The 26775-nt window shown below is 41.3% G+C and carries 20 protein-coding genes; 13 read left to right on the top strand and 7 right to left on the bottom strand.

The features are described 5' to 3' along the window. Positions 1 to 23: 23 nt before the first annotated feature. From GSQ84_RS09155 to GSQ84_RS09135, 6 genes are all read left to right on the top strand, one after another. Positions 24 to 1478, top strand: a complete 1455-nt coding sequence (locus GSQ84_RS09155) for an RtcB family protein (RefSeq protein WP_158796927.1) — start codon at positions 24 to 26, stop codon at positions 1476 to 1478. A 94-nt stretch (positions 1479 to 1572) separates the two neighbouring features. After that, positions 1573 to 2526 carry a TROVE domain-containing protein gene (locus tag GSQ84_RS28020; RefSeq protein WP_254070811.1) on the top strand — a complete coding sequence of 318 codons (954 nt, stop codon included), beginning with the start codon at positions 1573 to 1575 and terminating at the stop codon, positions 2524 to 2526. Continuing rightward, complete coding sequence (locus tag GSQ84_RS28015; RefSeq protein ID WP_254070810.1) at positions 2526 to 3149, top strand: hypothetical protein; 624 nt, start codon at positions 2526 to 2528, stop codon at positions 3147 to 3149. Before GSQ84_RS28020 ends, GSQ84_RS28015 begins: the two co-directional genes overlap by 1 nt. Positions 3150 to 3574: 425 nt before the next feature. Then, on the top strand, positions 3575 to 3886 hold the full coding sequence (locus GSQ84_RS09145) for a DUF4174 domain-containing protein (RefSeq protein ID WP_158796926.1): 312 nt from the start codon (positions 3575 to 3577) through the stop codon (positions 3884 to 3886). A 95-nt stretch (positions 3887 to 3981) separates the two neighbouring features. Beyond that, the gene (locus GSQ84_RS09140; RefSeq protein ID WP_158796925.1) at positions 3982 to 6048 is read left to right on the top strand and encodes a M13 family metallopeptidase; all 2067 of its coding nucleotides are present in this window, start codon (positions 3982 to 3984) and stop codon (positions 6046 to 6048) included. Between the two features lie 330 nt (positions 6049 to 6378). Then, the gene (locus GSQ84_RS09135; RefSeq protein ID WP_158796924.1) at positions 6379 to 7512 is read left to right on the top strand and encodes a porin; all 1134 of its coding nucleotides are present in this window, start codon (positions 6379 to 6381) and stop codon (positions 7510 to 7512) included. Between the two features lie 13 nt (positions 7513 to 7525). Here the strand turns inward: GSQ84_RS09135 and GSQ84_RS09130 are convergent, their stop codons facing one another. Continuing rightward, positions 7526 to 8098 carry a Crp/Fnr family transcriptional regulator gene (locus GSQ84_RS09130; protein WP_158796923.1) on the bottom strand — a complete coding sequence of 191 codons (573 nt, stop codon included), beginning with the start codon at positions 8096 to 8098 and terminating at the stop codon, positions 7526 to 7528. An 85-nt stretch (positions 8099 to 8183) separates the two neighbouring features. Then, positions 8184 to 8543: an isomerase gene (locus tag GSQ84_RS09125; RefSeq protein WP_158796922.1), complete on the bottom strand. Its 360-nt coding sequence runs from the start codon at positions 8541 to 8543 to the stop codon at positions 8184 to 8186. 518 nt (positions 8544 to 9061) lie between these two features. Here GSQ84_RS09125 and GSQ84_RS09120 point away from each other — a divergent pair. From GSQ84_RS09120 to GSQ84_RS09105, 4 genes are all read left to right on the top strand, one after another. Beyond that, entirely contained in the window at positions 9062 to 9922 is an 861-nt protein-coding gene (locus tag GSQ84_RS09120; protein ID WP_158796921.1) for an ROK family protein, read from the top strand. A 48-nt stretch (positions 9923 to 9970) separates the two neighbouring features. Continuing rightward, positions 9971 to 10561 carry a Crp/Fnr family transcriptional regulator gene (locus GSQ84_RS09115; RefSeq protein ID WP_158796920.1) on the top strand — a complete coding sequence of 197 codons (591 nt, stop codon included), beginning with the start codon at positions 9971 to 9973 and terminating at the stop codon, positions 10559 to 10561. A gap of 101 nt (positions 10562 to 10662) precedes the next feature. Continuing rightward, positions 10663 to 11415 (top strand): SDR family oxidoreductase, encoded by a 753-nt coding sequence (locus tag GSQ84_RS09110; RefSeq protein WP_158796919.1) that lies wholly within the window; start codon positions 10663 to 10665, stop codon positions 11413 to 11415. Positions 11416 to 11612: 197 nt separating this feature from the next. Further along, entirely contained in the window at positions 11613 to 12827 is a 1215-nt protein-coding gene (locus GSQ84_RS09105; RefSeq protein ID WP_216848899.1) for an aminotransferase class V-fold PLP-dependent enzyme, read from the top strand. Positions 12828 to 12832: 5 nt separating this feature from the next. Here the strand turns inward: GSQ84_RS09105 and GSQ84_RS09100 are convergent, their stop codons facing one another. Beyond that, positions 12833 to 13906, bottom strand: coding sequence for a porin (locus GSQ84_RS09100; protein ID WP_158796918.1), 1074 nt, complete (start codon positions 13904 to 13906; stop codon positions 12833 to 12835). Positions 13907 to 14209: 303 nt separating this feature from the next. Between GSQ84_RS09100 and GSQ84_RS09095 the strand changes: the two genes are divergently transcribed. Continuing rightward, on the top strand, positions 14210 to 15889 hold the full coding sequence (locus GSQ84_RS09095; RefSeq protein ID WP_158796917.1) for a DUF6377 domain-containing protein: 1680 nt from the start codon (positions 14210 to 14212) through the stop codon (positions 15887 to 15889). 1 nt (position 15890) lies between these two features. Here GSQ84_RS09095 and GSQ84_RS09090 read toward each other — a convergent pair whose 3' ends face one another. Next, complete coding sequence (locus GSQ84_RS09090; protein ID WP_158796916.1) at positions 15891 to 17246, bottom strand: alpha-amylase family glycosyl hydrolase; 1356 nt, start codon at positions 17244 to 17246, stop codon at positions 15891 to 15893. A 386-nt stretch (positions 17247 to 17632) separates the two neighbouring features. Here GSQ84_RS09090 and GSQ84_RS09085 point away from each other — a divergent pair, with 386 nt between their 5' ends. Both GSQ84_RS09085 and GSQ84_RS09080 read left to right on the top strand, forming a co-directional pair. Next, positions 17633 to 20602, top strand: coding sequence for a TonB-dependent receptor (locus GSQ84_RS09085; protein WP_158796915.1), 2970 nt, complete (start codon positions 17633 to 17635; stop codon positions 20600 to 20602). Positions 20603 to 20609: 7 nt separating this feature from the next. Continuing rightward, positions 20610 to 22094 (top strand): RagB/SusD family nutrient uptake outer membrane protein, encoded by a 1485-nt coding sequence (locus GSQ84_RS09080; protein WP_158796914.1) that lies wholly within the window; start codon positions 20610 to 20612, stop codon positions 22092 to 22094. A 47-nt stretch (positions 22095 to 22141) separates the two neighbouring features. Here the strand turns inward: GSQ84_RS09080 and GSQ84_RS09075 are convergent, their stop codons facing one another. The 3 genes from GSQ84_RS09075 to GSQ84_RS09065 form a co-directional block, all read right to left on the bottom strand. Further along, positions 22142 to 23068, bottom strand: a complete 927-nt coding sequence (locus GSQ84_RS09075; protein WP_216848898.1) for an AraC family transcriptional regulator — start codon at positions 23066 to 23068, stop codon at positions 22142 to 22144. Between the two features lie 84 nt (positions 23069 to 23152). Beyond that, positions 23153 to 24385: a glycoside hydrolase family 76 protein gene (locus tag GSQ84_RS09070; RefSeq protein ID WP_158796912.1), complete on the bottom strand. Its 1233-nt coding sequence runs from the start codon at positions 24383 to 24385 to the stop codon at positions 23153 to 23155. After that, complete coding sequence (locus GSQ84_RS09065; RefSeq protein WP_158796911.1) at positions 24385 to 26739, bottom strand: GH92 family glycosyl hydrolase; 2355 nt, start codon at positions 26737 to 26739, stop codon at positions 24385 to 24387. Before GSQ84_RS09065 ends, GSQ84_RS09070 begins: the two co-directional genes overlap by 1 nt. Between the last annotated feature and the right edge of the window lie 36 nt (positions 26740 to 26775).

Genomic DNA, 26775 nt, shown 5'->3' with positions numbered 1-26775 from the left:
TATTATCAAATAACAAAACGGTCATGGAAAAAGAAAAGATCAGTAATAACGAATTGAAGGGACTTGGTATTAACGACGTGGAAATATTGGTGAGTTTTAGTCGGGTGGCTAATGGCTTGCTTCAACACGGCGTAATGGCTAAACCTGAAATACTGGCTAACCTTGAAGCTTTAATTGACGACCCAATGCCCTATGCATTAAGAAAGGGAGGTAAGTTTAAGAACCTCGCTGAAAGCATCATTGCTATACGTAAGGAAGGCAAATTTATGAAACAAGAGCGCAGTAACTTTAAACTGAAAGAGGAAATTGCTGAATTCCCGGTATGGGGATTGGAACATATTGAGGTGGGCGCCCTGGCACAGATGAGAACAGCGGTGAAATTACCGATCGCTGTTGCCGGTGCCCTGATGCCAGATGCCCACCAAGGGTATGGTTTACCAATTGGTGGTGTATTAGCAACTACTGCAAATACAATTATTCCTTTTGCTGTTGGAGTTGATATTGCATGCCGTATGTGCTTAAGCATTTTTGATATTCCAGCAGAAGCAGTGGATACTGAAACTGATAAACTGAGAAATATTTTGGTCGACAATACTTATTTTGGGATGGGATGTACCACTAAATCATATTTTGACGGTTCATTATTTGATAGTAATACATGGAATGAAACCAAAGTGATACGTTCATTAAAGGATAAAGCTTACGCGCAATTAGGAACAAGCGGAACGGGTAACCATTTTGTCGAATGGGGCGAATTGACGATTGGTGATGGTGCTCTTGATAACATTCCTGCCGGAAGATATCTGGCTTTGCTATCGCACTCTGGTTCCCGTGGTTTTGGCGGTACAGTGGCCAATCACTACAGCAAAATTGCCATGACAAAAACCAAACTGCCCGATGAAGCGAAACACCTGGCCTGGCTGGATCTGGATAAAGATGAAGGAATAGAGTATTGGATAGCCATGAACCTTGCCGGCGAATATGCAAGTGCTAATCACCACGAGATTCATAATAAAATTGCCCGTGCATTAGGGGTTCGCCCGATTACAAGGATAGAGAATCACCATAATTTTGCGTGGAAGGAGCAACTTGCCGATGGTACTGATGTAATGGTTCACCGAAAAGGAGCAACTCCAGCTGGTAAAGGGGTGCTGGGTATTATCCCTGGTTCTATGAGCACACCTGGATTCCTGGTTCGTGGAAAGGGAGAAGTAACAAGTATCAACTCAGCCAGTCATGGTGCTGGTAGGCTGATGAGCCGTACTGCAGCTTTTAAAATGCTGGACAAAGCTGTAATCGCAGCTAATTTGGTTGAAAAACGTATTACGCTAATGGGTAGTGATATGGACGAAGCATCAATGGCTTATAAGGATATCCACGCCGTTATGGCAGCGCAAAATGACTTAGTGGAGGTTCTGGCTAAATTCGAACCGAGAATCGTGCGAATGGCGGATGCGAGAGAAAAGCCTGAAGATTAAGGGAATGAAATATAATTAAAATATTTTTCAACTGCGCAGATACACTGCGTAGAACTGATATTTCTTTGTATCAACAATAAAAAAGGAGGTTTAAATGAAATTTAACAGCTTAAGCAAAACAAAAGATCAGATCCTTAACAACGAAGGAGCAAAGGCTTATCAGCTTAGTCCAGAAATGGAATTGTATACTGCTGTTGTTACCTGGAGCTTAAACGATTCATTTTATGAGAAGAACGAGGACCGTCTAATCCGCCTGCAAAACTTAATATCGATGTGCAATCCCGTATTTGTGGGTAAACTGGCTATCTATGCCCGCACTAAAATGTATCTGCGTTCGGTGCCTTTAGTTTTGGTAACCGAATTGGCTAAGCAGCACTCGGGCGACAATTTGGTTTCCCGGGTTACGGAAGGGGTAGTTAACCGGGCAGATGAGATCACTGAACTATTGGCTTGTTATGAATTATTGAATGAGCGTAAAGGTACAAAAAAGCTAAACCGATTGTCAAAACAACTGCAGAAAGGTTTATCGGCATCGTTTAACCGTTTTGACGAGTATCAGTTTGCCAAGTATAGCCGGGATGGAAACATCAGGCTGCGTGATGCTTTGTTTTTGGTTCACCCAAAGGCAAAGGATAATGAACAACAAGTAGTTTTCGATAAAATAGTGAATAGTACTTTGCAAACACCTTATACTTGGGAAACTGAGCTTTCGGCATTAGGTCAGCTTAATTATGATAGTGATGAAGCAAAGGCAAGAGCATTCCGCGCCAAGTGGGAAGAATTGATAGACAGCAGCAAGATGGGTTATATGGCTTTATTGCGTAACCTGCGTAATATACAAGAAGCCGGTGTAAGTTATGGACATTTCCAAAAGGTATGTGCACGCTTATCTGATACTCATGAAATAACAAAGGCTAAACAGTTTCCGTTTCGTTATTTGTCGGCGTATCGCGAACTATCGTTATCGCGTACCGAAGCACCTGTAAATAGCTTAACGAAAAAGCTGAGCGTTTTTTATTTGGTAATCAGGGTTACATTGGTGAGTTGATGGACGCTTTGGAAAAAGCTGTGCACGAAAGTGCAGCTAACATCAAAGGTTTTGATCATAAAATGAAGGTCTTGCTGGCCTGCGACGTTTCAGCGTCGATGCAAACTCCGGTTTCGGTAAAATCAAAGGTGTTATTGTTTGATATAGGCCTGATGCTGGCGATGTTATTACAATCGCGTTGTAAAAATGTAGAAGTAGGTATGTTTGGTGATACCTGGAAAATGATAACCGTTCCACGTACTAATATACTGGCTAATGTAATGGAATTTTATCGCCGGGAAGGTGAGGTGGGTTATGCAACTAATGGTTACACGGTGATCAAAGATCTATTATCCCGAAAGGTTATAATGGATAAGGTCATGTTGTTTACCGACTGCCAGCTGTATAATACGTCTATAACGGGTGATGATATAAATGATTTATGGTTGCGTTATAAAATCAACATTGCCCCTAAAGCAAAGTTATACCTGTTTGATCTGAAAGGTTACGGTCAGACCCCACTACGTTTGTTGAATAATAATGTGTACCTGATATCAGGCTGGAGTGATAAGGTTTTTGAAATGTTAGCCGCTTTAGAAGATGGAGAAACAGCTTTAGCTAATATCAATAAATTAGAATTATAATATCATGGGGATGCTAACATCCCCATGATTTAAAAAGAAATTAAAATATAAGGATGCCGTAGAAGCGGGTTACTCCGTACATTAGTGGGGGATGGGCATTGTAATGAAAATTATGATGTGGGTTCGAGTCCCAAAAGCGGTTCCCCCGTCCCGTGTTCGCTTGTTGCTCCTTATCCTTAAAAAGGTGCCGTAAATTGGTAATACTTCGGTATGATGTTCCCTACGGGGAAAGGTGCAGATTCAAATTCTGCCTGCAATTTATTGCAGTAGTCTAAATTAATGACCAATTGCTTTTTGCCCTTTTTCATAAATAAATTAACTTTTTTTTAATCGTAACTAACCAGCTTCTCCTAATGATTTTCGGCGTAAATGTTGCTAGACATGTTTCACCTGCAATAAGTTAATATTTTTTAAATCAACTCGTCATGAATGTTCTACTGGTTATTCTACTTTCAGTTCTCCCTATCACCAATCCGAACAGGATATTGAATATCTATGCCAAAGATAAATCTGACGCTTCTTACCGGGAGCAAATGAGGATTTTTGCTGCCGACCCAAAAGGGTTAAAGGAACGGGATCTTGTCATAAAGGAGCATTTCGGAGTTTCAAATTTTAAAATAACTCTTATAGGAAAAGATGGAGGGGAAAAATATACGTCCAAATCGGTATTAACGCTTAAAAAGCTGTATGGTATTATTGACGTGATGCCTATGCGCAAAGATGAGATGAAGCAATAATCATATTCTATTATTAAAAGATAATCTGCCATTGTCCGTATGTTAAAAAATTATGATCTTTAAGTGTTTTCAACATCAAAATCATAAACCATCTAATGAAATATACAAAAAATACGCTCATAGCCTATTCAGGACTCGCCTTGTTATTTAGTGCTGTTATTACCTCCTGTAACCATAAAAATTCGGAAGCCTCTTATGCTGCAAACGACCCTGTTTTCAAAAACATGGATACTACAGTAAATCCGGGTAGCGACTTCTTTAAATACGCTAACGGAGGCTGGATAAAAAAGAATCCAATTCCTGCTGCTTATTCCAGCTGGGGCATAGGTAATTTGGTACAGGAAGATATTCGGGAGAAGCTTAAAAAAATAAATGAAGATGCCCTGAAAGAAAATGCGTCGAAAGGTACCAACAGTCAAAAGATTGCTGATTTCTATTTTACTGGTATGGATACTGTTGGTATTGAGAAGAGGGGAATAAGTGATTTGAAAGCAGAGCTCGACCGTATTGATCAGATCAAAGACGTGAATGCTGTTCTGGATATGGCAGCCTATCTCACCACTAATGGTATTGATAATATGATTGGGCTTTCCGTAGGACAGGACGAAAAAAACAGTGAAAAAATAATGCTGCATTTAAGTCAGACTGGTATCGGCATGCCTAACCGCGATTATTATTTCAATACCGATGCGCGAACCAAAAATATCCGGAATGATTATTCAGGCAAACATTTGCCTGCGGTACTGAAGCTTTCAGGAATGACCGGTCAGGATGCGGCAACTGCGGCAAAAAATGTATTTGCTATCGAAACAACACTGGCTGCCAGCTCGCGTAAACTGGAAGATCTGCGTGATCCATATCATAATTACAACAAAATGTCCGTTGCCAAGCTGAACCAATTGACGCCTGGGATAAACTGGACGGATATTTTTCAAAAGCTGAAAATCAATAAAGCCGATACGGTAATTGTAGGTCAGCCTGAATATTATCAGGCCTTAAATAAAGCACTTAAAACTTTCCCCTTAAATGACTGGAAAGCTTACCTGCGCTGGAGCCTGATCTCGTCTGCTTCACCTTACCTGAGCAAAGACCTCGATAAGGAAAGATTTAGATTCTATGGGACGGTTATTGCAGGCAAAAAAGAACAATTACCAAGATGGAAACGCGTCCTTGATACGGAAAATGCTTTAATGGGAGAGGTGCTTGGACAATTGTTCGTCAAAGCTTATTTTCCGGAGAAGGCTAAAAAACGCTATTCCGATATGGTTACCGCCATTCGTACAAGCTACAAAGAACACATTGAAAAACTAGACTGGATGAGTGATGCAACAAAGAAAAAAGCACTCGATAAGCTGGATAAAGTAAATCCAAAAGTTGGTTTTCCTGATAAATGGAAAGATTTTTCCAGCCTGGATATAGACCGGAAATCTTATGTGTTGAATATAATGCACGCACAGGCCTGGTGGTATAATAGGGAAATTAAAAAAATAGGAAAACCGGTAGACCGTACTGAGTGGGAGATGACCCCTCAAACCTATAATGCCTACTACAATCCTTCTAACAACGAGATTGTATTACCTGCCGCCATATTCAGCATCGCAGGTGTAAAAGATGAAGATGTGGATGATGCTGTAGCTTACGGTTATGCAGCTGCATCTACCATAGGCCATGAGATTACACATGGTTTTGATGATGAGGGCCGTCAGTTTGATGCAAAAGGAAACCTTAAAGCATGGTGGACACCGGCGGATTCCGTAAAGTTCTCAGTAAGGGCACAGGCTTTGGTGAATCAATTCAATAATTACAAAGTACTGGACAGCATGCATGTTAATGGAAAAGCTACACTCGGAGAAAATATTGCTGATTTGGGTGGAATTGTTCTGGGACTCGATGCTTTTAAAAAGACAGATCAGTATAAAGAAAATAAAAAGATCAATGGTTTAACTCCTTTGCAGAGGTATTTCCTGGGTTATGCATTAGGATGGCTTGGACATCAGAGAGATGAACAACTGGCTAGTCAGATCTTAACAGACGTTCATGCCCCTGCATTTTTGAGGGTGAACGGTCCATTTGCTGATGTGCCTGAATTTTATGAAGCATTCAAAGTAAAAAAAGGAGATGCGATGTGGATAGATCCTGATAAAAGAGTGAAAATCTGGTAAAAGAATCTGGCAAGTATATTATAAAAAGAAGAAGTCAATGATTGCAATCCAAATTTGAAAGAATTTGGAAATCAGTTATTTGTGATGAGCCCGAGAAAATCTCGGGCTCATTCCGTTTAAATCTTATTTCGACCATTCTGTTCGTTTTTATCATTGTCCTTAATTATCTGTTTATACCAGGATTTTTACTGATCAATTTCTTTTCAAGTTCTTTGTTTAAACATTGTAAACGCTGTAAAATGTATATGTTTGCACGGCAAGATGATCAATTATCATTCTTATAACTACTTGTCAGCATCATCTATCCAATCGTCGTTTACAAATTAAAATATGAAGTATTCTTCTTTATTCAAATCATTATTTTTATTTATACTTCTTGTTTCGTTAGCGGCGACATCAAAAGCGCAGCAGAATAACGACCTGCTAAAAATGCTCGTTAAAAAGAATATTATCAGCCAGAAAGAGGCAGATTCTTTACGGGCAGATACAACGGTGAAAAGTTATAATACCCAGGATAAAACTAACCAGCATGGAATAAGCATTGGTAGCCGGGCATTACAAATCAGTGGATTGATACAGGGGGAGTATGAAGGATTTCAGCAGCAAAGTGCTAATAATACTTTTCTGCTTCATCGTGCCCGGCTGGATATCAAAGGAGATGTGAGTGATAACTGGAGCTACGAAGTGTATACTGAATTTGCAGGAGGTACACCAAAGTTACTTGATGCCTATGCAACTTACAGGGTCACGGATTTTCTGAAGTTTACAGCAGGCCAGTTCAAAGTACCTTTCTCTTTAGAAAGTACTGTAAATGATAGTCAGTTAGATTTTATTGACCGTGCAGCTGTAATTAATGCCTTAACCAGCAGGTCAACTGATGTGATTGGCAATAACATCGGCCGGGATATTGGGATACAGGCAAGCGGCAGTTTTGTGAAAATCAATCACCGGTATTTGTTTGATTACCAATTAGCCCTGTTAAACGGTGCAGGATATGATGTAACTTCAGACAACAATAAATATAAAGATCTATCCGGCAGGCTTACCTTCCATCCGGTTAAAGATCTGGATATATCAGCCGATTTCTATAATGGTGTTGGTTTCTATGGTACTCCGGCGAAAAATGAAAAACGCGATCGGGAAGGCCTGGACGCCAGGTATGTTGTTGGAAAGCTGGCTTTACAGGCAGAGTACGACAAAGGCACAGACGGTGTAATCAATAGAGATGGATGGTATGGGCAGGCTACTTATTTCGTTCTTTCAAAATTACAGTTAGCAGCCAAATACGACACGTATGACCCTAACACTGTTGAATCTAATGTCCGCATGAATACTTATACAGGCGGCTTCAATTATTTCTTTAATAAATGGGCCAGGTTTGCAGCCAACTATGTAGACCGCCGTGAACAGGGCGTTCAAACCAAGAATAATATTTTTGAAACACAGCTTCAGCTTACCTTTTAAAGGACGGCTTCAGCTAATTATTCCTCTTACGGATCATGCTTAAAAAAACGGGGGTAATTCCTAAATAGGAGGCGATATGTTTTTGTGTTATCCTTTGCTCCAATTTTGGATACAGCCGGCGGAATGATTGATAACGTTCTTCTGCTGGTTTTGAAAGTTCTGAAGTGATACGCTGCTGGTGCATATGGAACCCATTCTGTACCAGAATACGGAAGAATCGTTCCATTTTGGGTACTTCAATGTACAACTCCTCCAGTACAGGATAACTAAAATAAAACACTTCAGTTTCTTCCAGTGCGCTGATGGCATAAAAAGCAGGCGTTTGTGTCGAAAAACTGGCCAAATCAGCCACCCACCAATTTTCAGGACAGAATAAAATATTATGTTCTTCACCTTCTTTGTCCGTATTAAAAATACGCAGACAGCCTTTATTCACAAAATAGATATTTCTACAGGTTTCATCTGGATGAAGTAATACCGCATTTTTTTTTACTGTCCTGAATAACAACTTAGATTGAACATATTCAGTTTCGGCAGCATCCAGCTGGATATGCAGGGCAAAATTTGCAAAGATGAATTCGTGCATTTTATAAAGATAAAATGTCCTGCTCATTAATCCTATGCTGGTTTAACATTCGTGATGCTTCGCATACTGCCGAAACCATGAATATTTAATTTAACGGACCGAAAAAGCTAACAATCCTGGTGATTTGATAGTCTTCATTAAACTCAAAGTAGTCAAAGCCTTCTCTTGTTTCTTCCGGTAAATCTACCGTCCAGGTGTAACGGCCAACATAATGGTGGTAATCTGGCTTAGTCAGTACATGGAATTTCCTTGTAGGGATTTTCTCCAAAGAATATTGAGCTAGGTCTGCAATACCGTTCACTCCCGTTACCAGATCAAAGTTCGGATCGGTATAGGTGGCATCCGTAGCCCAGCATTTTGCAAAAGCCGTTTTAAAGTCTTCCAGGTTATTTCCGTTCCAGGATTCTACATATTCGTTAATCATTTCTTCAACTGATGTTATCATTTTTATAGATTTAAGTGTATACAAAAGAAGTGTAGTTCTGGCAGAATAAAATTAAAGTAGTTTAACAAAACAGAATTTAAGTCCTTCCGGGATATGCACTGCTTTTCTTAATGCCGGAGCTGATGAAGGTAGCGTCCGGATTAAACTGCCCTCAAAATTTAGATGCTATTTTTGGGGCTATTTACAGAAGTGCAGGCGATTAATTTTAAAGATCTTAATCCTGGTATCTTATCTAAAAATTTTCTATAATATATTCAAATGTTGCCGTCGTTTTTTCTTAATATTGCGCACTATAAGTGTTTGCCTATTTCTTTACAGATAATATTTATTCAATTTTCTTCAAATCAGGCTTAATCATCTTTTTTTACGTTTTATTAATGATTAGGCTTTATTTTTGTGCGAAAATGCGAAATCAGCAGGGGTGATGAAGCTGGTTTATTTTGGTAAAACGGTTAAGGTAGCAAGATTAACTGATGAGCATTATACATTTTTGAGATAAAGTGAAATAATAAAATAATATGGAAAACATTGTTCTGGGGGCCGATATTGGCGGTTCTCACATTACTGCAGCATTGATAGACTTACAAGGGAAAAATGAAATCGGCAAAAGCTGGTCCAGGACGCGCTTAAATTCTGCTGGTTCTGCAACAGAAATTATTGATGCCTGGGCAGTGGCGATAGAAAAATCTATGGACAGTTATCCTGTAAAGCCAACTATGATTTCTATAGCAATGCCTGGTCCTATGGACTATAAAAATGGAGTATGCCGGATCAAAGGGCAGGATAAATATGGTGCCTTATACAATATCAACATCAAAGAAATGCTGGCCAGCCGACTGGGGGTTTCTCCATCTGTGGTAAACTTCAAAAATGACGCTGCCTGCTTTTTAAAAGGAGAGCTGTTTACAGGAAGCCTGAGAGGTATTGACGATGCCATTGGATTAACCCTGGGTACAGGTTTAGGTACCTCGCACACAAAAAATGGGGAAGCCTTTGACTCTGATCTATGGAAAATGCCATTTTTAAAAGGAATTGCTGAGGATTACATTTCTACGCGCTGGTTTATAAAACGTTTTAAAGAGCTTGCTGATGTAGACATTAAAGATGTGAAAGACCTTGTTGAAAACCATCAGGATTCACCTCATTTTACCACGATATTTCATGAGTTCAGCACCAATCTGGCAAAATTTATTTACAAGTTCATCAGGAAAAAGATGCCCCATGCTGCTGTTATAGGTGGAAACATCGCCAACGCAGAAGCCTATTTTTTAAGTGATACCCGCAAGATCCTGGCAGAAATGATGGGATATAGTTTCCCTATCAGACGCTCGGCATTGGGAGAAAAAGCCGCTTTATTTGGGGCGGGATCTAGTTTTTGATATCAGGAACGTCTTGATATTTAGCTAATATTGTTTGTGTATTCAACGATGACAGAACCGGAACCTTTTATCAGGTATATACAAAGGACAGTAGAGCTGACAGAAGAAGAGCTGACTGAATTTACTGCAGCTTTTAAATTGAAAAAATTAAAAAAGAAACAGTTTATCATTCAGCCCGACTTTATTGCACAGTACCGAAGTTATGTGGTAGAGGGTGCTTTGCGCTCTTATGTCATTGGTCAGGATGGCGTAGACCATACCATCAATTTTGCTATAGAAGATTGGTGGGTTTCTGATCTCAACAGTTACCTCTACCAAAAACCGGCGACGATGTTTGTGGTGGCTATAGAAGATAGTACTGTATTACAGATCGAATACGAAAATGAGCAGCGCTTAAAACAGGCTAACCATAAGTTCGAAACATTTTTCAGGATAGCAGCCGAACGTACGGCTGCTTTTCATCAGCGCAGGATCATCTCTGCCCTTACCCGCACCGCAGAAGAGCGTTATAATGATTTTCTGCTCGTCTATCCATCTGTAGCCCAGCGCTTGCCGCAGTACGCTATCGCTTCTTATCTGGGCATGACCACCGAATTTCTTTCCAAAATCCGTAACCATAAAGTGCGCAAAAAGAACTAAGACAGGGAAAAGAGTTGAAGTAGTTCAACCGAATTTCCTAAACTGGTTCATCTTTAAATTTTAGCGGCCACAGTAGTTTTGTTGTATAAAAACAGAACAAAATGTCACGTAAATTAGAAAATAAAGTAGCCGTAATTACTGGTGGTAATAGCGGCATCGGATTTGGAACTGCAAAATTATTCGCCAGTGAAGGTGCAAAGGTGGTGATCACCGGCCGGAATGCGGAAACACTAAAAACTGCGGCCGCAGAGATTGGTAATGGTGCTATCGGTATCGTAAGTAACGTTGCAGAAGTAAAAAGTTTCGAACCGCTCTATGAAGAGGTAAAAAATACTTTTGGCAAAATTGATGTGCTGGTAGTTAATGCAGGTATCATTTTAATGGCACCACTGGAAGACTGGACGGAGGAGATGTTTGACCAGATCAGTGATATCAATTACAAAGGTGTTTTCTTTACCGTACAAAAAGCATTGCCTTATTTGAATGATGGTGCTTCTATAGTGATCACTTCTTCTACAGTAGCCGAAAAAGGTATCGCAGGATCAGGTGCGTATGTTTCTTCAAAGGCTGCTGAGCGTGCATTGGTAAGATCTTTTGCGACTGAACTGGCCAGCAAAAATATCAGGGTAAATGCCCTTTCTCCAGGTTCTATAGATACGCCTATTTTTGAGAAAAATGGATTTTCTAAAGAATCGGCAGATGGAATGAACACCTTTTTTGCGAGTGCTGTTGCTTTGAAAAGAGGAGGCACAGTAGAAGAAATGGCTAAAGGATATTTATTCCTGGCTTCTGATGATTCTTCCTATATGACAGGTGCAGACCTGGTTATTGACGGAGGATTCAGGAACCTGTAAGTCAGCTCTGCAAATATCAAGCCCTGAAAGTTTACTATTTTCGGGGCTTTTTTATGTGCTATTAATTCTGACAGCTCTGGCGGAAATCTAAATTAAGGTGCTGAAGTGTAATTTTTCCTGCTCAGATTAATGCTTATATTGCTGCTAGTCCGTATCTTATGGCTGATAACAATAAATTTTCCTCTTAACTATAAATTATGAAACGCAGAGATCTCATCAAGTATTTGTCAGTTGCCCCAATCGTGGGCGGAATTGTTGGCTCAGGTATCCCATTTTTATCAGATGCAGCTGTAATAGCTCCCCTAAAGCGGGACCTGATCAAAGAACTGGGACTGCGCACTTTTATCAATGCTGCGGGTACTTATACCACACATACAGCTTCGCTGATGGATCCGGAGGTAATGGAAGCGATCAACAGCTCTTCCTCACAGTTTGTGATGATCAGTGAAGTGCAGGATAAAGTGGGGGAGAAGATTGCTGAGTTATGCCATGCTGAAGCTGCAATGGTCACCGCAGGATGCTGGTCGGCCTTAGTATTAGGCACAGCCGGCATATTGACCGGAACCGATCTTAAAAAGATCGGGCAGCTCCCTAATGTAGAAGGATTTGAAAAAATGGAGATGATTGTACAAAAAGGCCATAATTATGATTATGTCCATGCACCTACCAATGCCGGCGCAAAAGTTATTGTAATTGAAACAAAGGAAGAATTGGAGAATGCGATCACTGAAAAAACTGCACTGATGTATTACCTGAACGTGGCGACAGACCTTGGACAAATCAAACATGAAGAATGGGTGGCCATTGCCAAAAAGCATCAGGTCCCTACCATGATCGATATTGCTGCGGATATCCCTCCGGTACAAAATTTATGGAAGTATAACGATCTGGGTTTCGATCTGGTTTGTGTATCTGGTGGTAAAGCGATATGCGGACCACAAAGTGCAGGGATACTGATGGGAAGAAAAGAGCTGATCAAAGCTGCCCGTTTAAACGCGCCGCCACATGGTGACAATATTGGCCGGGGGATGAAGGTAAACAAAGAAGAGATCCTGGGGATGTACGCTGCGCTGGATCATTATATCAAGCGCGATCATAAAAAGGAATGGCAGGATTGGGAAGAGCGGGTGGCACTGATTGGCGATGAGGCAAAGAAGGTAAATGGTGTAACCACTACAGTGACTGTTCCACCGATTGCCAATCATACACCGCTTTTAAATATAGCCTGGGATATCAGTAAAATCAAAATAACCAGCCAGGAATTGCAGCTTGCTTTGCGTAATGGCAGCCCTTCTATTGAAACGATGCAGTTTAGTCCCAACAGTATTAATATCACCGTGTTTATGTTGAGACCGGGTGAAGAAAAGATAGTTGCTAAGCGCGTTCATGAAGAATTGAACAAGGTGGGATAGGTAAATCAAAAACTAAAGGCTAGCGATGCTGATAACAAAGTACTGTTATTGGTTAGGCCCTGGTCCATTTTAGAATAGAGCTTATCCTCGCTATTCAAATTCCTGATTTCCATCCTGCCTAATAATTGTTTAGTGATATGATAATCAGCATTAGCTGAATAACCCCAGGCGTTAAATCCGTTTGGAGTTGCGGTATTGATGATTACTCCGTTTTTATCGGTATAATATTCCGCCCTCAGTGCGAAACTTGTTTTTGGGGTAAGTGTATATCTCATCATGATAACAGGGGTATACCAGGTGTTAAACCTGGACGAACCTTTGGCAATTTGCTCCGCCCCAATATCAAAGCCAAGGGTTGCAGCCAGGCGTTTATTGAGCTGAAAAACACCATAGAGATCATGAAAATAGCGCATCTGGTGAACACTGTCGGGTAGATTATAACCTAAGAAACTACTGCTGTTCAGCGTGATTTGTGCGTTAGGTTTGTAAGTCACCTGGGTACCAAAAGCCGGCGTACTGTTTCCTGCTTCTCTTCTAATACGCTGCCAGCCATTTAAAACCAAAGCGCTTAAATACCACTTTTCATCTTTTGTAGTATAACTTAATCTCGCCCCGGTTTCAAAATAGGGGGAATTATCTGCTGCTAAACTTCTGCTGAGCGTCCAGTTGTCCTTTCCAATAGCACTTTCCCATCCTATATGTGAAGGCAAAATCCCTGCATCCAGCCATAAGTTACTTTTATTGGAAAGTTTGATGCCCAAATTGGCTTCGTAAATATTTCTTACAATATTTGGCTCTGCGGCATAATTCGCATTTACGTAGGTGCCGGCTGCGATAGCGAGGTTGGCACGCACGTTTTCAGTAACAAAAGCTGCTTTAACCATACCTAAGTTAAGATTTGGTTCGTTTGTCTTATTGTTGCTGTAAATAAACGGTGCGATGGAATGATTGGCAGGTCTGTTAAAATCATAATTATAATAACCTTCTGCATATCCGCTAATGGTAAAGGGAGATAGTTTAATGTCTTGTGCAAAAGTCTTCGTCGTTATAAATAATAGGAAGACCAATATTTTTTTCATCGCTGTCGTTTACTATTTTTTGACTTATACATCGATAAAAGAGAATTTATAAGATATATACCAGGATAACCCTATTCTTTTAGGAGTGTTTAAACAATTTGAAGAAAAATCTATTTAAACCGGATCTGTTTAGAGGTTACCATATAGTGGTTCTTGATTTTATTCTTATTTTAAATGCGATTCTGGGTCGTTACCTGTATAGAAGATAAAAAAAATAACTGTAACTTTAGGATTCGCTCTTTTATCATAGGTAAGTAGCGGTTAAGGAAAAATACTGTGAAAAAGTACACCAAATATAAATTCATGCCGTGGTTTTACCTGATCTTTTGTTTTGGTCAGTTTGCATTACTGAATTCGGCAAAAGCCGAAGGTCAGCAGGACAGCCTGCAAAATGTTTTAAACCAGCTTCTTGACAATAAGTCTCAGTATGACCGTCAGAAACTGAGGCATATCAGTGAAATTAAAAGACAGCTGGTGATCAATTATTCCTCTCTGGATAAACGCTATGTCAATTATCAGCAATTGTTCAATGAATATAAATCGTTCGTTCATGATTCAGCCTATCTGTATTGTAAAAAGTTAAACGATTGTGCTTACTTACTGCACGATGCCAATAAAATCAATGCCTCAAAAGTGGATATGGGCTTTGTGCTCATCTCTGCAGGGATGTTCAAAGAAGGATTGGATACCTTAAACAGAGTAAACATCAGCAGTTTTGATAAGAAACAGCGCTATGAATATTTTTTCCTGCAGGCGAGAAGTTATTTTGATGTAGCCGATTATGATAAGATCGGCGATTATTACAATCGGTATAGCCTGATTGGCTTGAAATACTGTGATTCTATTATACATTCTAATCCCGTTGGCTCTTATCCCTATTTATCCGCACTTGGATTAAAAGCATTGAGAAAGGCAGATTTTCAGGAAGCTATGAGCTCTTATCAAAAGATCCTCACCTATAGGCAAACCTACCAGGACAGCGCCATTAACCTCAGCTGCCTGAGTTATATTTATTTTGAACTTAAAAACATTCAGCCCGCTGTAAACCATTTAATCCATGCGGCCATCATAGACAATACCCATTCAACAAAGGAAGGGGTAGCACTCACCAACCTGGCCACCTATTTATATAAACAAGGGGATGTAAAACTGGCTTTCCGGTATATTAATAATGCAATAGAGGATGCTAACTTTTATGGGGCCAGGCACAGGGAAGCACAGATCAGCAGTATTATGCCAATTATTCAAAGTGATAAGGTGAATGGTATAGAAAAGCAGAAACAGCTGCTCACCATTTACGCCTCCCTGATCACTTTATTAATCATTATCGTTATTGTCTTTGCTTTTATTACGGTGAAACAATTGAAAAAACTGCGTGTGGCAGATCAGATCATTGTCCATAAAAATGAAGACCTGAACAGGATGAATAATTCGTTGATTTCAGTCAATAAAGTTTTAGATCACACCAACCGCTCCCTCTCCCGAATCAATATTAAACTGGATGAAGCGAATATGATCAAAGATGAATATATCGGCTATTTCTTTAATATCCACTCAGACTATATAGAGAAATTAGACCGGCTTAAACGGTCGATTGAAAAAAATGTGAGAGAGAAAAGGTATGAGGAAGTGCTGCATGTGCTGAACCGCCTCAATACCAATTTTGAACGTGAAAATTTATCCCACAGCTTTGATAAAGTGTTTTTAAACCTCTTCCCAAATTTTGTAGACGACTTTAACTCTTTATTTGATCCTGATCATCAGACTTGTCTGCGTGATGGCCTGCTCAATACAGAACTTCGCATTTTTGCCCTCATCCGTTTAGGGATAGAGGAGAATGAAACAATCGCAAAGATCCTGAACTATTCTGTGAACACCATCTATACCTATAAAACAAAGGTTAAAAACCGTTCCTTTATTCCAAATGAAGAATTTGAGGATCGAATTATGCAGATTAAAGCGGTTAAAGAAGCAGCTGAATAAATTATTGTTTTAACACAAGGTATGAATAAGGCTCCAATGTCACCACCTGGCCTATTTTGTTGCCGGCACCAGTGAAAGCATTTGTCCATTCCGTTTGGAGGCTAAAAGGAACGGGATAGCTTATCTTTTTGTTTCTTAAATTGGAGAGTACCAGTATTTTTTCCTTTCCATCTGTTTTGGTAAATACACACACATCTGCGTTGCTGTAAGAAGTAAGTGCCCCTCTTCTTATCGCTTTGCTGTTATTCCTGAAGGCGATTACTTTTTTATATTCGGCGGTAACCTCAGGACTATTCGACCAGTTGATTTTTGAGGTGGCAAAAGGAAAGATTAAACGGTATGGGGTACCCACTTCCTGACCATTATAAATAAAGGGTATACTTTTCATATAGGCGATGACCACAAATGCAGCCATAGAACCTTTTTTCTCACCAAACAATTCTAAAGGTGTACCGTCTGAGCCATTCACATCATGATTGGTGGTGTACCGCACAATTTCCTGCCCGTTGGCCGCACCTTCGTAATCCGTTTTGTTCAGGCTGTCAATAGATAATACAGATTTGTCTTTTTTATAGATTTTCTTTAAGTTATCAAAGAATTTGAAGCCAAAGTTATAATCAAAACCAGCAGCGTACTGGTCGGTGCGCGAACCTTCCGACAGAAAAAGCAATTGATGGCCGGGAGTTTTTCTCAGTGAACTGATTGCTTCTTTCCAGAAATCAAAAGGAGGCCCGTCAGCATAATCACAGCGGAAACCATCAATGTTGGCTGTAAGTATCCAGTATCGCATTGATTTGATCATTTCTTCCCGCATGGCGGCGCTTTTGTAGTTCAATTGCGCTACGTCATTCCATCCTTTACCCGGAGGACTAACAATGTTTCCAATAGAATCCTGTAAGTACCATGATTTGTTCTTTATCCAGGGGTTATCCCAGGCCGTATGGTTAGGTACCCAGTCCAGCATCACTGCCATGTTCCTTTGATGCGCACCGTTAACTAAAGCACGCAGGTCGTCCAGCGTCCCAAAATCCTTGTTAATTGCCGTATAATCTTTTACGCAATAAGGCGAGTTCATCGATTTTACGACACCTACAGGATAGATGGGCATGATATATACCACATTTGCACCCAAGGCTTTGATAGAATCTAAACGGGCAGTAACGCCCTTAAAATCTCCTGCTTTACTGAAGGCACGCGTATTAACCTGATAGATGACCACATCCCTGCGGTCAGGTACATGCGTAAAGGGTTTTCCGTAATGCTGAACCGATGCCACATCAGTTTGTGCCTGTGAGGGGTTGATCTCGGATAATAGGATAAAAAGGAGAATCGGAAATACAGCCGCTATTTTGTTCATTGGATTAAATTATTCCACAAGTTACCTATTCGGCGAGAAGAAAATCAATGTAATTCTTAGCATATATAGATTTTTGTGCCAATGATTGTTTTTAATCTGTTGAATTCTAATTGGTTATATGATAGGTTTGGTCAGTTAAATATTAACAAATATTGCCGTCGCCTATCCATTTAAAAATTAGAGGCAAATTTCCGCAGCTTAAATTATCTATATATTTTGTCGTCAATATTTATGTAAGTATTTGTTTTTCAGTTTTTTATATTAGTAACTGTGATATATTTTTAATATTGACTTTTCAGGTTATTGATTAAGGCAATAAAGCTCTTTTACTTTGGTGAAAATACCGGCCTACAGTTGGTGTCTTTACCAAATTAAACCAAATCTATATGAACAAACTTTACTTGTACAAGTATGGCCTGACTTTACTTTTACTCTTTTTTTCATTCACGCTGTTTGCCCAGAAAAATGTTTTTACGGGTAAAGTAGTTGATGAACGAAACCTCCCTTTACCAGGCGCTTCTATTTTGATTAAAGAAACCAACCAGTCGGCTATTTCTGACAAAGATGGTGCCTTTCAAATTCAGAACCCTAACCTGAAAACGTTAACGTTATCTATCAGCTTTGTTGGTTATGATGCCATAGAAAAGGTGATCAGGGCCAATCAGCCATTAACGGTATCCTTAAATCCAAATGCAAGGTCGCTATCTGACGTGGTGGTAGTTGGTTATGGAACAGTGAAAAAATCTGACCTGACGGGAGCAGTAGCTACCATTTCCAGTAAAGACCTCAACCCGGGGCCTATAACCAACCCTTTGCAACAACTGGCAGGTAAGGCTGCGGGTGTAAATGTTACCCAGACGGGCAGTGAGCCGGGTACCGCACCAAGTGTGCGTATCAGGGGTATCACTTCATTGATTGGTGGTAACGACCCACTGGTGGTAGTGGATGGTGTACAGGGAAATATGGATCTGCTGGGACAGGTACCACCAAGTGAGATTGAGTCTGTAGATGTGCTGAAAGATGCATCAGCGACGGCCATCTATGGTTCCCGCGGAGCTCCGGGAGTGATCATCGTGACGACAAAGAAGAATAAAGCGGGTACAAGCAGTATAGAGTACACGACCAATAATTCTGTAGATGTTATTCCCAGAAAGCTGAAAGAGTTAAATGCAGATGAGTGGAAGCAACAGGCGCAGCTTTATAGTGTTCCGGCATCCACAGATCATGGTGCCAATACCGATTGGTACGACCTGCTTACCCGGACTGGCTTTACACAAAACCATACACTGGCCTTTGGCGGAGGGGCAAACGGCTTTAATTACAGGGCATCCCTGGCGGCTATCCTGCAAAATGGTACAGTAATCCACTCCAATTATAAAAATTACATCGGCCGTATTCAAGCTACACAAAAGGCATTGGGTGATAACCTTACCCTGACGATGAATCTGAATAGCGGGATCAATGATGCCAATTACAGTCCTACGGGGATTGGAAGGGCAAGTTTTACCTCTAACCTGATTAGTAATGCTTATGTGGCGCGGCCAACGGATCCGGTCTATAACGCCGATGGAAGTTATTATACAGATCCCAATGTTTTCCAGTATATCAATCCCCTGGCAGTTGCCAATACCGTGGTTAATGAAACCAAGGTTGATAATTTGTTTGGTAGTTTACGTGCTGATTTAAAACTGTTTAAGGGTTTAACTGCCGGATGGTTTGGCAGCTGGAGAAAGGTGGACGGAAATAGCGGTTATTATTTGCCGGTAGCCTCAACCGTACAAACAGCAATTGATAACCAGGGTATAGCCAATATCAATAACTATCATAATGATGAAAAGTTAATGGACCTCAGCCTGAATTATAAAGAAGATTTTGGGGATCATCATGTGGATGCAATCGCTGTTTATGAAGAACAGGGGCAGACCTATAACGGGAACTTTGCGCAGGCTAAGGGTTTTGTGAATGATATCGCTACTTTTAACGCCTTGCAACTCGGCGACCTGAGTAAGGTTACGCCGGGTGATATCACTTCTTACAAAAACGACAGGCACCTGGTTTCCTTCCTTGGCCGTGTAAATTATTCTTACCTCGGCAGGTATTTGTTTACGGCAAGTTTCAGGAGAGACGGGTCTTCTGTTTTTGGGGCAAACCATAAATGGGGAAATTTCCCTTCCGCATCGGTAGCCTGGCGTATAGATCAGGAGCCTTTTATGAAAGATCAGGAGATTTTTAGCAACCTAAAATTGCGCGGAGGTTATGGTGTAACGGGAAATCAGCAAGGCTTAAGCCCGCAGAGCTCTCTACAGTTAGTAGGATCTGCCGGTGTTACTTATTTTGGTGGCAGCCCGATCAGTAATTTTGTAGTTAGCCAGAATGCAAACCCTGATCTGCGTTGGGAAACACGTAAGCAGACAAACATCGGGATAGACTTTGGCTTTTTGAAGAACCGCCTTAATGGTACCATTGACGCTTATACCGCCACTACCAGCAATTTATTGTTTAATTATACCGTTCCCCAGCCACCTTATCCCTATCCAAGTATTGCCGCCAATGTAGGCAGTATACTGAATAAGGGACTGGAGCTAACGCTTAGTTATCAGCTGATCAAAACAACCAATACCCTGCTGACCATTGGGGGAAATGCTTCTTTATTGAAGAATAAGGTGCTGAATCTAAGTGGCAGCATCAATGGAGTGCCGCTAAACACCAATTATGTTTCCTGGGGGCCAACTGGCGTAGTAACCAATGCCTACCTGATTAAGGGACAGCCAATAGGTACGTTTTATATTTTGCAGCACTCGGGTAAAGATGCCGCCAATGCAGAAACGGTGGTTGACCAGAACAAAGATGGCATTATCGACCAGGGAAACCAAAGTCCGGACAGGGTGATTGAAGGTTCTGCCATACCCAAATATACCTATGCGTTTACACCTACTTTCAGCTATAAGAACTTTGATGCATCTATGGTGTGGCGTGGTTCGGGAGGTAACAAGATCTATAATACTTTACGGTCTAACCTCAGTTATTTTGAAAACCTGGGTAAGGCAAATGTGCTGGAAAGTGCTGTGCCACTTGGGATCTATACTTCACAATATGCGTCAGACCAATGGCTGGAAAGCGGCGCCTTTCTGCGCTGGGAAAATATTTCCTTCGGTTACCGGATCAAAACAGAACGGATAAAATACATCAGTTCGCTGCGTGTATCACTTACCGGAAGCAACCTGCTGGTGATCACTAAATATTCGGGTATAGATCCGGAGCTAGCCGCAGATGGCGGTACCAGTTCGGGTGTTGACAATGGAATTTATCCCCGTACCAGGACTTTTTCGATTGGCTTAAATGTGGTCTTAAAATAAAAAGGAAATGAAGAAAATAATAACAAGCATTTTGATTTTATGCCTGGGCACACAAAGCTGCAAAAAGGTAAATGAAAATGTATACGATAAATACCCTGCGGCCGACTTTTATGCTTCTGCAAAGGGAGCCGATGTGGCGCTGGCCAATGTATATTCGCAGATTGCCGGTAACTGGGGTGTAGGATATGCCGGTGCAGATAACTGCTGGTACGACCTGAATACGATGTCTTCTGATGAGCAGGTGATCCCGCACAGGAACACGGGCGACTGGCAGCTGGATTTTGCACAGCTTTACCTGCGGCAGTGGCTGCCCAGCGCTACCATTGTAGGAAATACCTGGACCTGGCTGTATAAATCGGTATATACCGCTAACCTCGCTGTCGATCAGCTCCAGCAGTCGAAAGCAGATGCCTCAAAGATCGCGGAAGCAAAAGTGCTGCGCGCGTTTTTCTATTACCTGCTGATTGATGATTTCGGTTCAGTTCCTTTTTATACGGATAACAATATTACCGTGGATAAGATCCCTCAGTCCAGCAGAGCTGAGGTGTTCAATTTCATTGTAAAAGAACTCACCGAAAACGTAGATCTGCTGTCAGAAACAAAGGGAGGGACTTATTACGGAAGGTTTAATAAATGGGCAGGATATGCTTTACTGGCCAAGGTTTATTTAAATGCCGAAGTTTATACCGGCACTGCAAAATGGAACGAATGCCTTGCGGCTTGCAATAAAATAGCAACTGCAGGATATACGCTGCATCCCGGGGCAGCCAATGCGGCAAGTCCGCTGGGTTATCAGTACTATGAATTGTTTGGTGACAGGTGCCCTGATGATGAAACCATACTGGCTATCTATGTCACTGAAAATATCATTTCACGTAATATCTATGCGCTGAGAAGTGTAAACGGCCCCAATGGTGTTGCCATGTTTGGCTTTAGCGGCTGGAACGGAACTATTGTGCCCCACAATTTTTATAATACTTTTGCCGATAATGATATCAGGAAAAAACAATTCCTGGTGGGGCCGCAGCCCGGGGGTGTAACTTATACGCTGGATGTAAATTCACTGGATAACCCCGGGGCAGGGCCTACAGAAGGAATAAGGGATGTCAAGTTTTATCCGGTTCCGCCGCAGGATGGAAGCGGAGAGTCAAATGACTTCCCTATTTACCGTTATGCGGATATTTTACTGATGCAGGCAGAATGTAATGTCCGCCTGGGAAATGCCGGGGCAGCTAAACCTTTTGTAGATCAGGTAAGGCAGCGGGCAGGATTGGCCGCGCTGGCTGCAAATCCAACACTGAATGATGTGTATAATGAACGTGGGGTGGAGCTCAGCTGGGAAGGGCACCGCAGACAGGATATGATCAGGTTTAATACTTTCCTGCTGGCGCATGATTTTGCTCCTGCTGTTCCTTCTTTCCGTCTTTTGTTCCCTATACCTACCAGTGCACTGAATGCCAATACATCTTTGAAACAGAATCCCGGTTATTAATTTACAGGGAGGTTATCACAATTTGTGATAACCTCCTGATTTATGTTTTACATTTCCTGGTTCTGAAGCTGCCTGAATGATCTCGGAGAAGCCATCGTCTGGCGCTTAAAGAAAATATTAAAGTTAGCAGGATATTCAAAGCCAAGGCAATAGCCTATCTCTGAGATGTTCCATTCCGTATGCCTCAGTAAAGCAATCGCCTCGTCGGCCATCCTTCCGGAAATATGTTCTGAAGTTGTTTTTCCGGTCAGTTCCTTTACCGCATGGTTCAAATGGTTCACGTGGATATTCAATCGCTCTGCGAAATCATTTGCTGTACGCAGTACAATGATATCGTCTGTGGTGTTTATGGGGAACTGGCTTTCCAGTAATTCAAAGAAAAGGTTAGAAATCCTGGTTGAGGCATTGTGCACATTGTCATGAGCTTCTTTTGGAAGTATTTTTATGGCACTATGAATCAGCAGCTTTACATAAGTTTGAAGCAGGTCGTTTTTAAAAGAATAGTCATCTTCCATCATACCCATCATCCTTTCAAAAATAAGGGTGATATCTTTAACCTGTGTTTCATTGAGTAATAAAACCGGGTTTTCGTGGATCTTTGATAGTAATGAATCTTTAAAAGGTTCTGTCCGTTCCCTGATAAAACTTTCATTGAAAAGGCAGAAATAGCCGGATTGGTTGGAAGAAGTGGTTTCCCAGGAATAAGGGGTAATCGGGTTATTGATCAGCAATGCGGATCCATCCACTATAATTTTTTGTTTAGGGTAGTTTAATACTCCCTTACCGATAACTAAAGTGATCTTATAAAAATCTTTCCTGTTATAAGGAGCTGAATTGAGTGCACAACTACCAATTCTCTTAAAAACATTAAAATGTCCTTCATGAACATTTGAAGCCGAGCTTGGGATAATCACATCAGGTCTGCCGATTTTCAGATAATCATAGAATTCCAGAATAGACATGTTCTTTTTCACCTCCTAAAATTGCAAAATATTTAAGGGATATATGCAATCACCTTGTAATATTATAAATGAATTTTAAAGCTAACAGACAGTATTTTAATTTGCCGAATGATCTTTTAACCTATAAAGTCGCGCATATAATTCAGCAATACAGTTTTCATCCAGCAGCCATTTTGGTTTTTTTAGGTCTGCAGGGTTAGGTTTCCAGCTGTGGGTAAGCAACCCATATTGATCGCGGGAGTGCTGCCAGGCATAGTTAAGGTCTTTTTCAACGGCTGTGATATACTGCTTGTTTCCATCCTGCAGATATAAAGCTTCGTAACCTCTAAAAAGTATAGTTACAAACCATGGAAGGTCGATTTTAAATAACAAAGGGCTATCAGGACTGGCTGATTTAAACTGTGTGTAGGTACTTATTGCCAGTTGCTGAGCTTGTTTGAGGTATAATTTGTTCCCCGTGAATTGATATAGCAATACAGATGCTTCAAGCATGGAGCCGGAGTTATAGGTCCAGAAGGTTTTATTTACTTTTCCGTCTGGTTTGATATCATTGTCATATACTCCCGAGGAATCCCTTAAATGCTCATACATCCAGCCATAAAATTTTTCTCCCCAGTTTAAGTAATGGGGGTCTTTAGTTGCCTGATATATCTTTAGTGCTACTAGTGCTGCCATTCCATTGCTACATGCAGGTTTTTGATCCCGGTGTCCTTCCAGCCAGCTTACACCTCCACCCAACTGGTCATCCCATCCGCTAATGATAAAAGTGAATACTGTTTTTGCACGCTGTAGGTATAAGGGGTTTTTGGTGTTAAAATAGGCTTCCATCTCATCAATGCCAACCAGTCCGTTATCGTCATAATAGCGGTCGGCTTTTTCAAATTTAACCGGGTAAGCCTGGTAACCCACAGGTGATCGGGTAGTATCACGATACTGCTCTACACTGCTGATTATTTTGATAAGGTAAGGTTTGTATTTTTCCTTCACAGCGGGAATACTTACCAGCGCGTTGGTTGCAGAAAACATACCCGATAAGGGCCAGAGGAAACTAACCGGCCTTTCTTTTACCGCACTGCCCTGAAGGTAGGTGAGGGAGTCATTTTGTGCCGATGGGTAATTTTCTGTAAATAAACCGGGATTTGCCTGGGCCTGATAATCCTTCCATACATTTGCGTAGATCAATTCAGCTCTATACAGGTAATCTGCTGCTGGTAAATCCTGTGTGTATGATTTCTGGGCAAAACACAGCAGGAACAAGCAGGTAAGGCTGTAGCGGATCACGGCGACAGCCTTAACAGATTTTTGAAACTGTTTGGTCAGTAAATACATTATTGTGCCGACGGAGGTGGAACTTTGGTGCCCCATTTCATATTGGGCTGATTGCCCATCACAAATATCAGTTTGCCGCCTTTCATCAGCTCATCGCGGTATAACCAGCAATTGTCTAAAGGTTTTCCATTAAATGAGGCCGACTGAACATATACATTTTCTTTAGAAGTGTTTTTTGCTTCCACTGTTAATTCCTGCTGGTTACCCAGGCGGATGGTCGCAGTGTTGAACATCGGGCTGCCAAATTCAATGATCGGCCTTTCATCCGTAAAGCCTTTAACGTCAAACAAACCTAAGGAGGTCATTACAAACCATGATCCCAGTTGTCCCTGGTCTTCGTCCTGGCCATATCCGTAACCATGGATAGGTTCTGTTCCGTAAAATTCGTTACAGATAGCCCTGGTCCATTTTTGCGTTAACCATGGCTTGCCAGAGAAGTTAAAGAGCCAGCTGATATGCAGACAAGGCTGGTTACCCTGGTTATACAGGGATTTGATCCCGGCGAAAGCGTCAATCTCTTTACCGCCCCCAAAATCATCTTTTTCTGAAGTGCTGAAAATGCTGTCCAGGCGTTTGTTGAATTGATCTTTACCGATCGCTTTGATCAGCCCGGCGGGGTTCTGAGGAACATAGTAGGTATATTGTATGGCATTACCTTCCTGGAAACCTCTCCATGGCTGATAAGGATCAAATTTATCGATGAACGTGCCATCAGCATTTTTGGGTTGCATAAATTTGCTTTCCGAATTTAACAGTTTTCTCCAGCCATTGGAATAGGCGATGAGTTTTTTATAATCTTCGGTTTTGCCCATTGATTTAGCCATTTGCGCTGCGGCAAATGCACTGAAGCTATATTCAAGCGTGTGAGAAGCAGAAGAGCGCGCACCTGTTGAATCAGTTTTATCCTGATCTCTAAAAGGTACATAACCATTTTTAACAAAAGCCTGTACATCAAGCTTTCCTGAGCCAGGGGCTTTTTCTCTTCCTACCCAGTTTAGCTCGTTTGCTTTTACGGCTTCATAAGCCAATTTGGTATCATAGTTTCTGATGCCCACCTGGTAAGCTGCCGCAACAGCAAGGCCTACAAAGTTTGTTCCCACTCCGGATACAAATTCACTATTGGCCACGCCATCACCAAACCATCCTTTGTCCCTGTACAGCTGTAATTGTGTGTTGACAAAATTGCCATACCATTGCGGATAGGAGAGCGACCACAATTGGGTAATATTCCAGTATCCGCCCCAGATGGCATCAGTATTCAGGAATTCAGGTTTCTGCTGCGGATCGGTAACGGTTAACTTACCGCTTAGTCCACCATGTTTGGGATAAGAACCATCAACATCACTGGCAATTCCCCTGCCCAGCAGGCCATGGAATAAGCCTGTATAGAATTTTATTTTATTGTTTTCATCTGTACCTGTTACTTTGATCCTGGCCAGTTCCTGTTGCCAAACGGACTGTGCTTTGGTTTTCGCCTGATCGAAGTTAAGGTTTGCTGCTTCTGCCAATAGGTTTTTATGGGCATTTGCTGTAGAAGTATAAGAAAGGCCGACTTTAATTTCAATCTGTTCTTTGTCTGTAGTTTTGTAATTCAGGAATAGACCAGCACCTTTTCCCTCTGCATTTTTGGTATGCTGGTTGATTGCTGAAGCAGTGAAGGCGCCAATATCCTGTGGTTTTTTACTCAATTCTCCATAAAAGAACATCGCCACTTTACCTGTAGGCTCATCGTGTCTTAAATACTGTGGATAAGTGATCACAAAACCTTCAAAATGTGTATCGTCAATCATTTTTATGCCTGCATCAGTGACCTCACCACTTTCCCCCTGTTTATTACCGATATCCAGGATGATGTGTGCGCTGTCTGTTTTAGGAAAGGTATAACGGTGAAATCCTACCCTTTTTGTAGCGGTTAGCTCTGCTGTAACGTTATAGTCATCAAGCAAAACTTTATAATATCCCGGCTGGGCCACCTGATTTTTACGATCGAAATGAGAACGGTAACCTACAGGAGGTCCGTTAAGCTCTCCGGGTTTAACTTTTAACCGGCCAACGGTGGGCATAAAACTTATTCCGCCAACCTGCCATTCATGAAAATGGACAAATCCTTCAATTGAATTTTGTCTTGTGTCGTAACCTACGGCTTCCCATCCCGATGGATTTCCTTCGTGTCCATTGGTAGAAGGAGCGAGTTTGGCCATTCCATAAGGTACGGCAGCAGGGGTATAAAAGAACCAGCGGCTATGTGCGGTACCTATATTGGGGTCTACATATTTGAGCAGGTCCTGACTGCTCACTTTATAGGAGCTAAATAGCAGGATGAGCAGAAAAGAATATACTTTGAGTGTTTTCATGGTCTTATGGTTTTGGACGCTTGTCAGGCCGCCTAA

This window comes from Pedobacter sp. L105 (genome assembly GCF_009765875.1).
In the GTDB taxonomy this organism is placed as follows: Bacteria; Bacteroidota; Bacteroidia; order Sphingobacteriales; family Sphingobacteriaceae; genus Pedobacter.
This window is presented reverse-complemented; position numbering and strand designations above follow the sequence as displayed.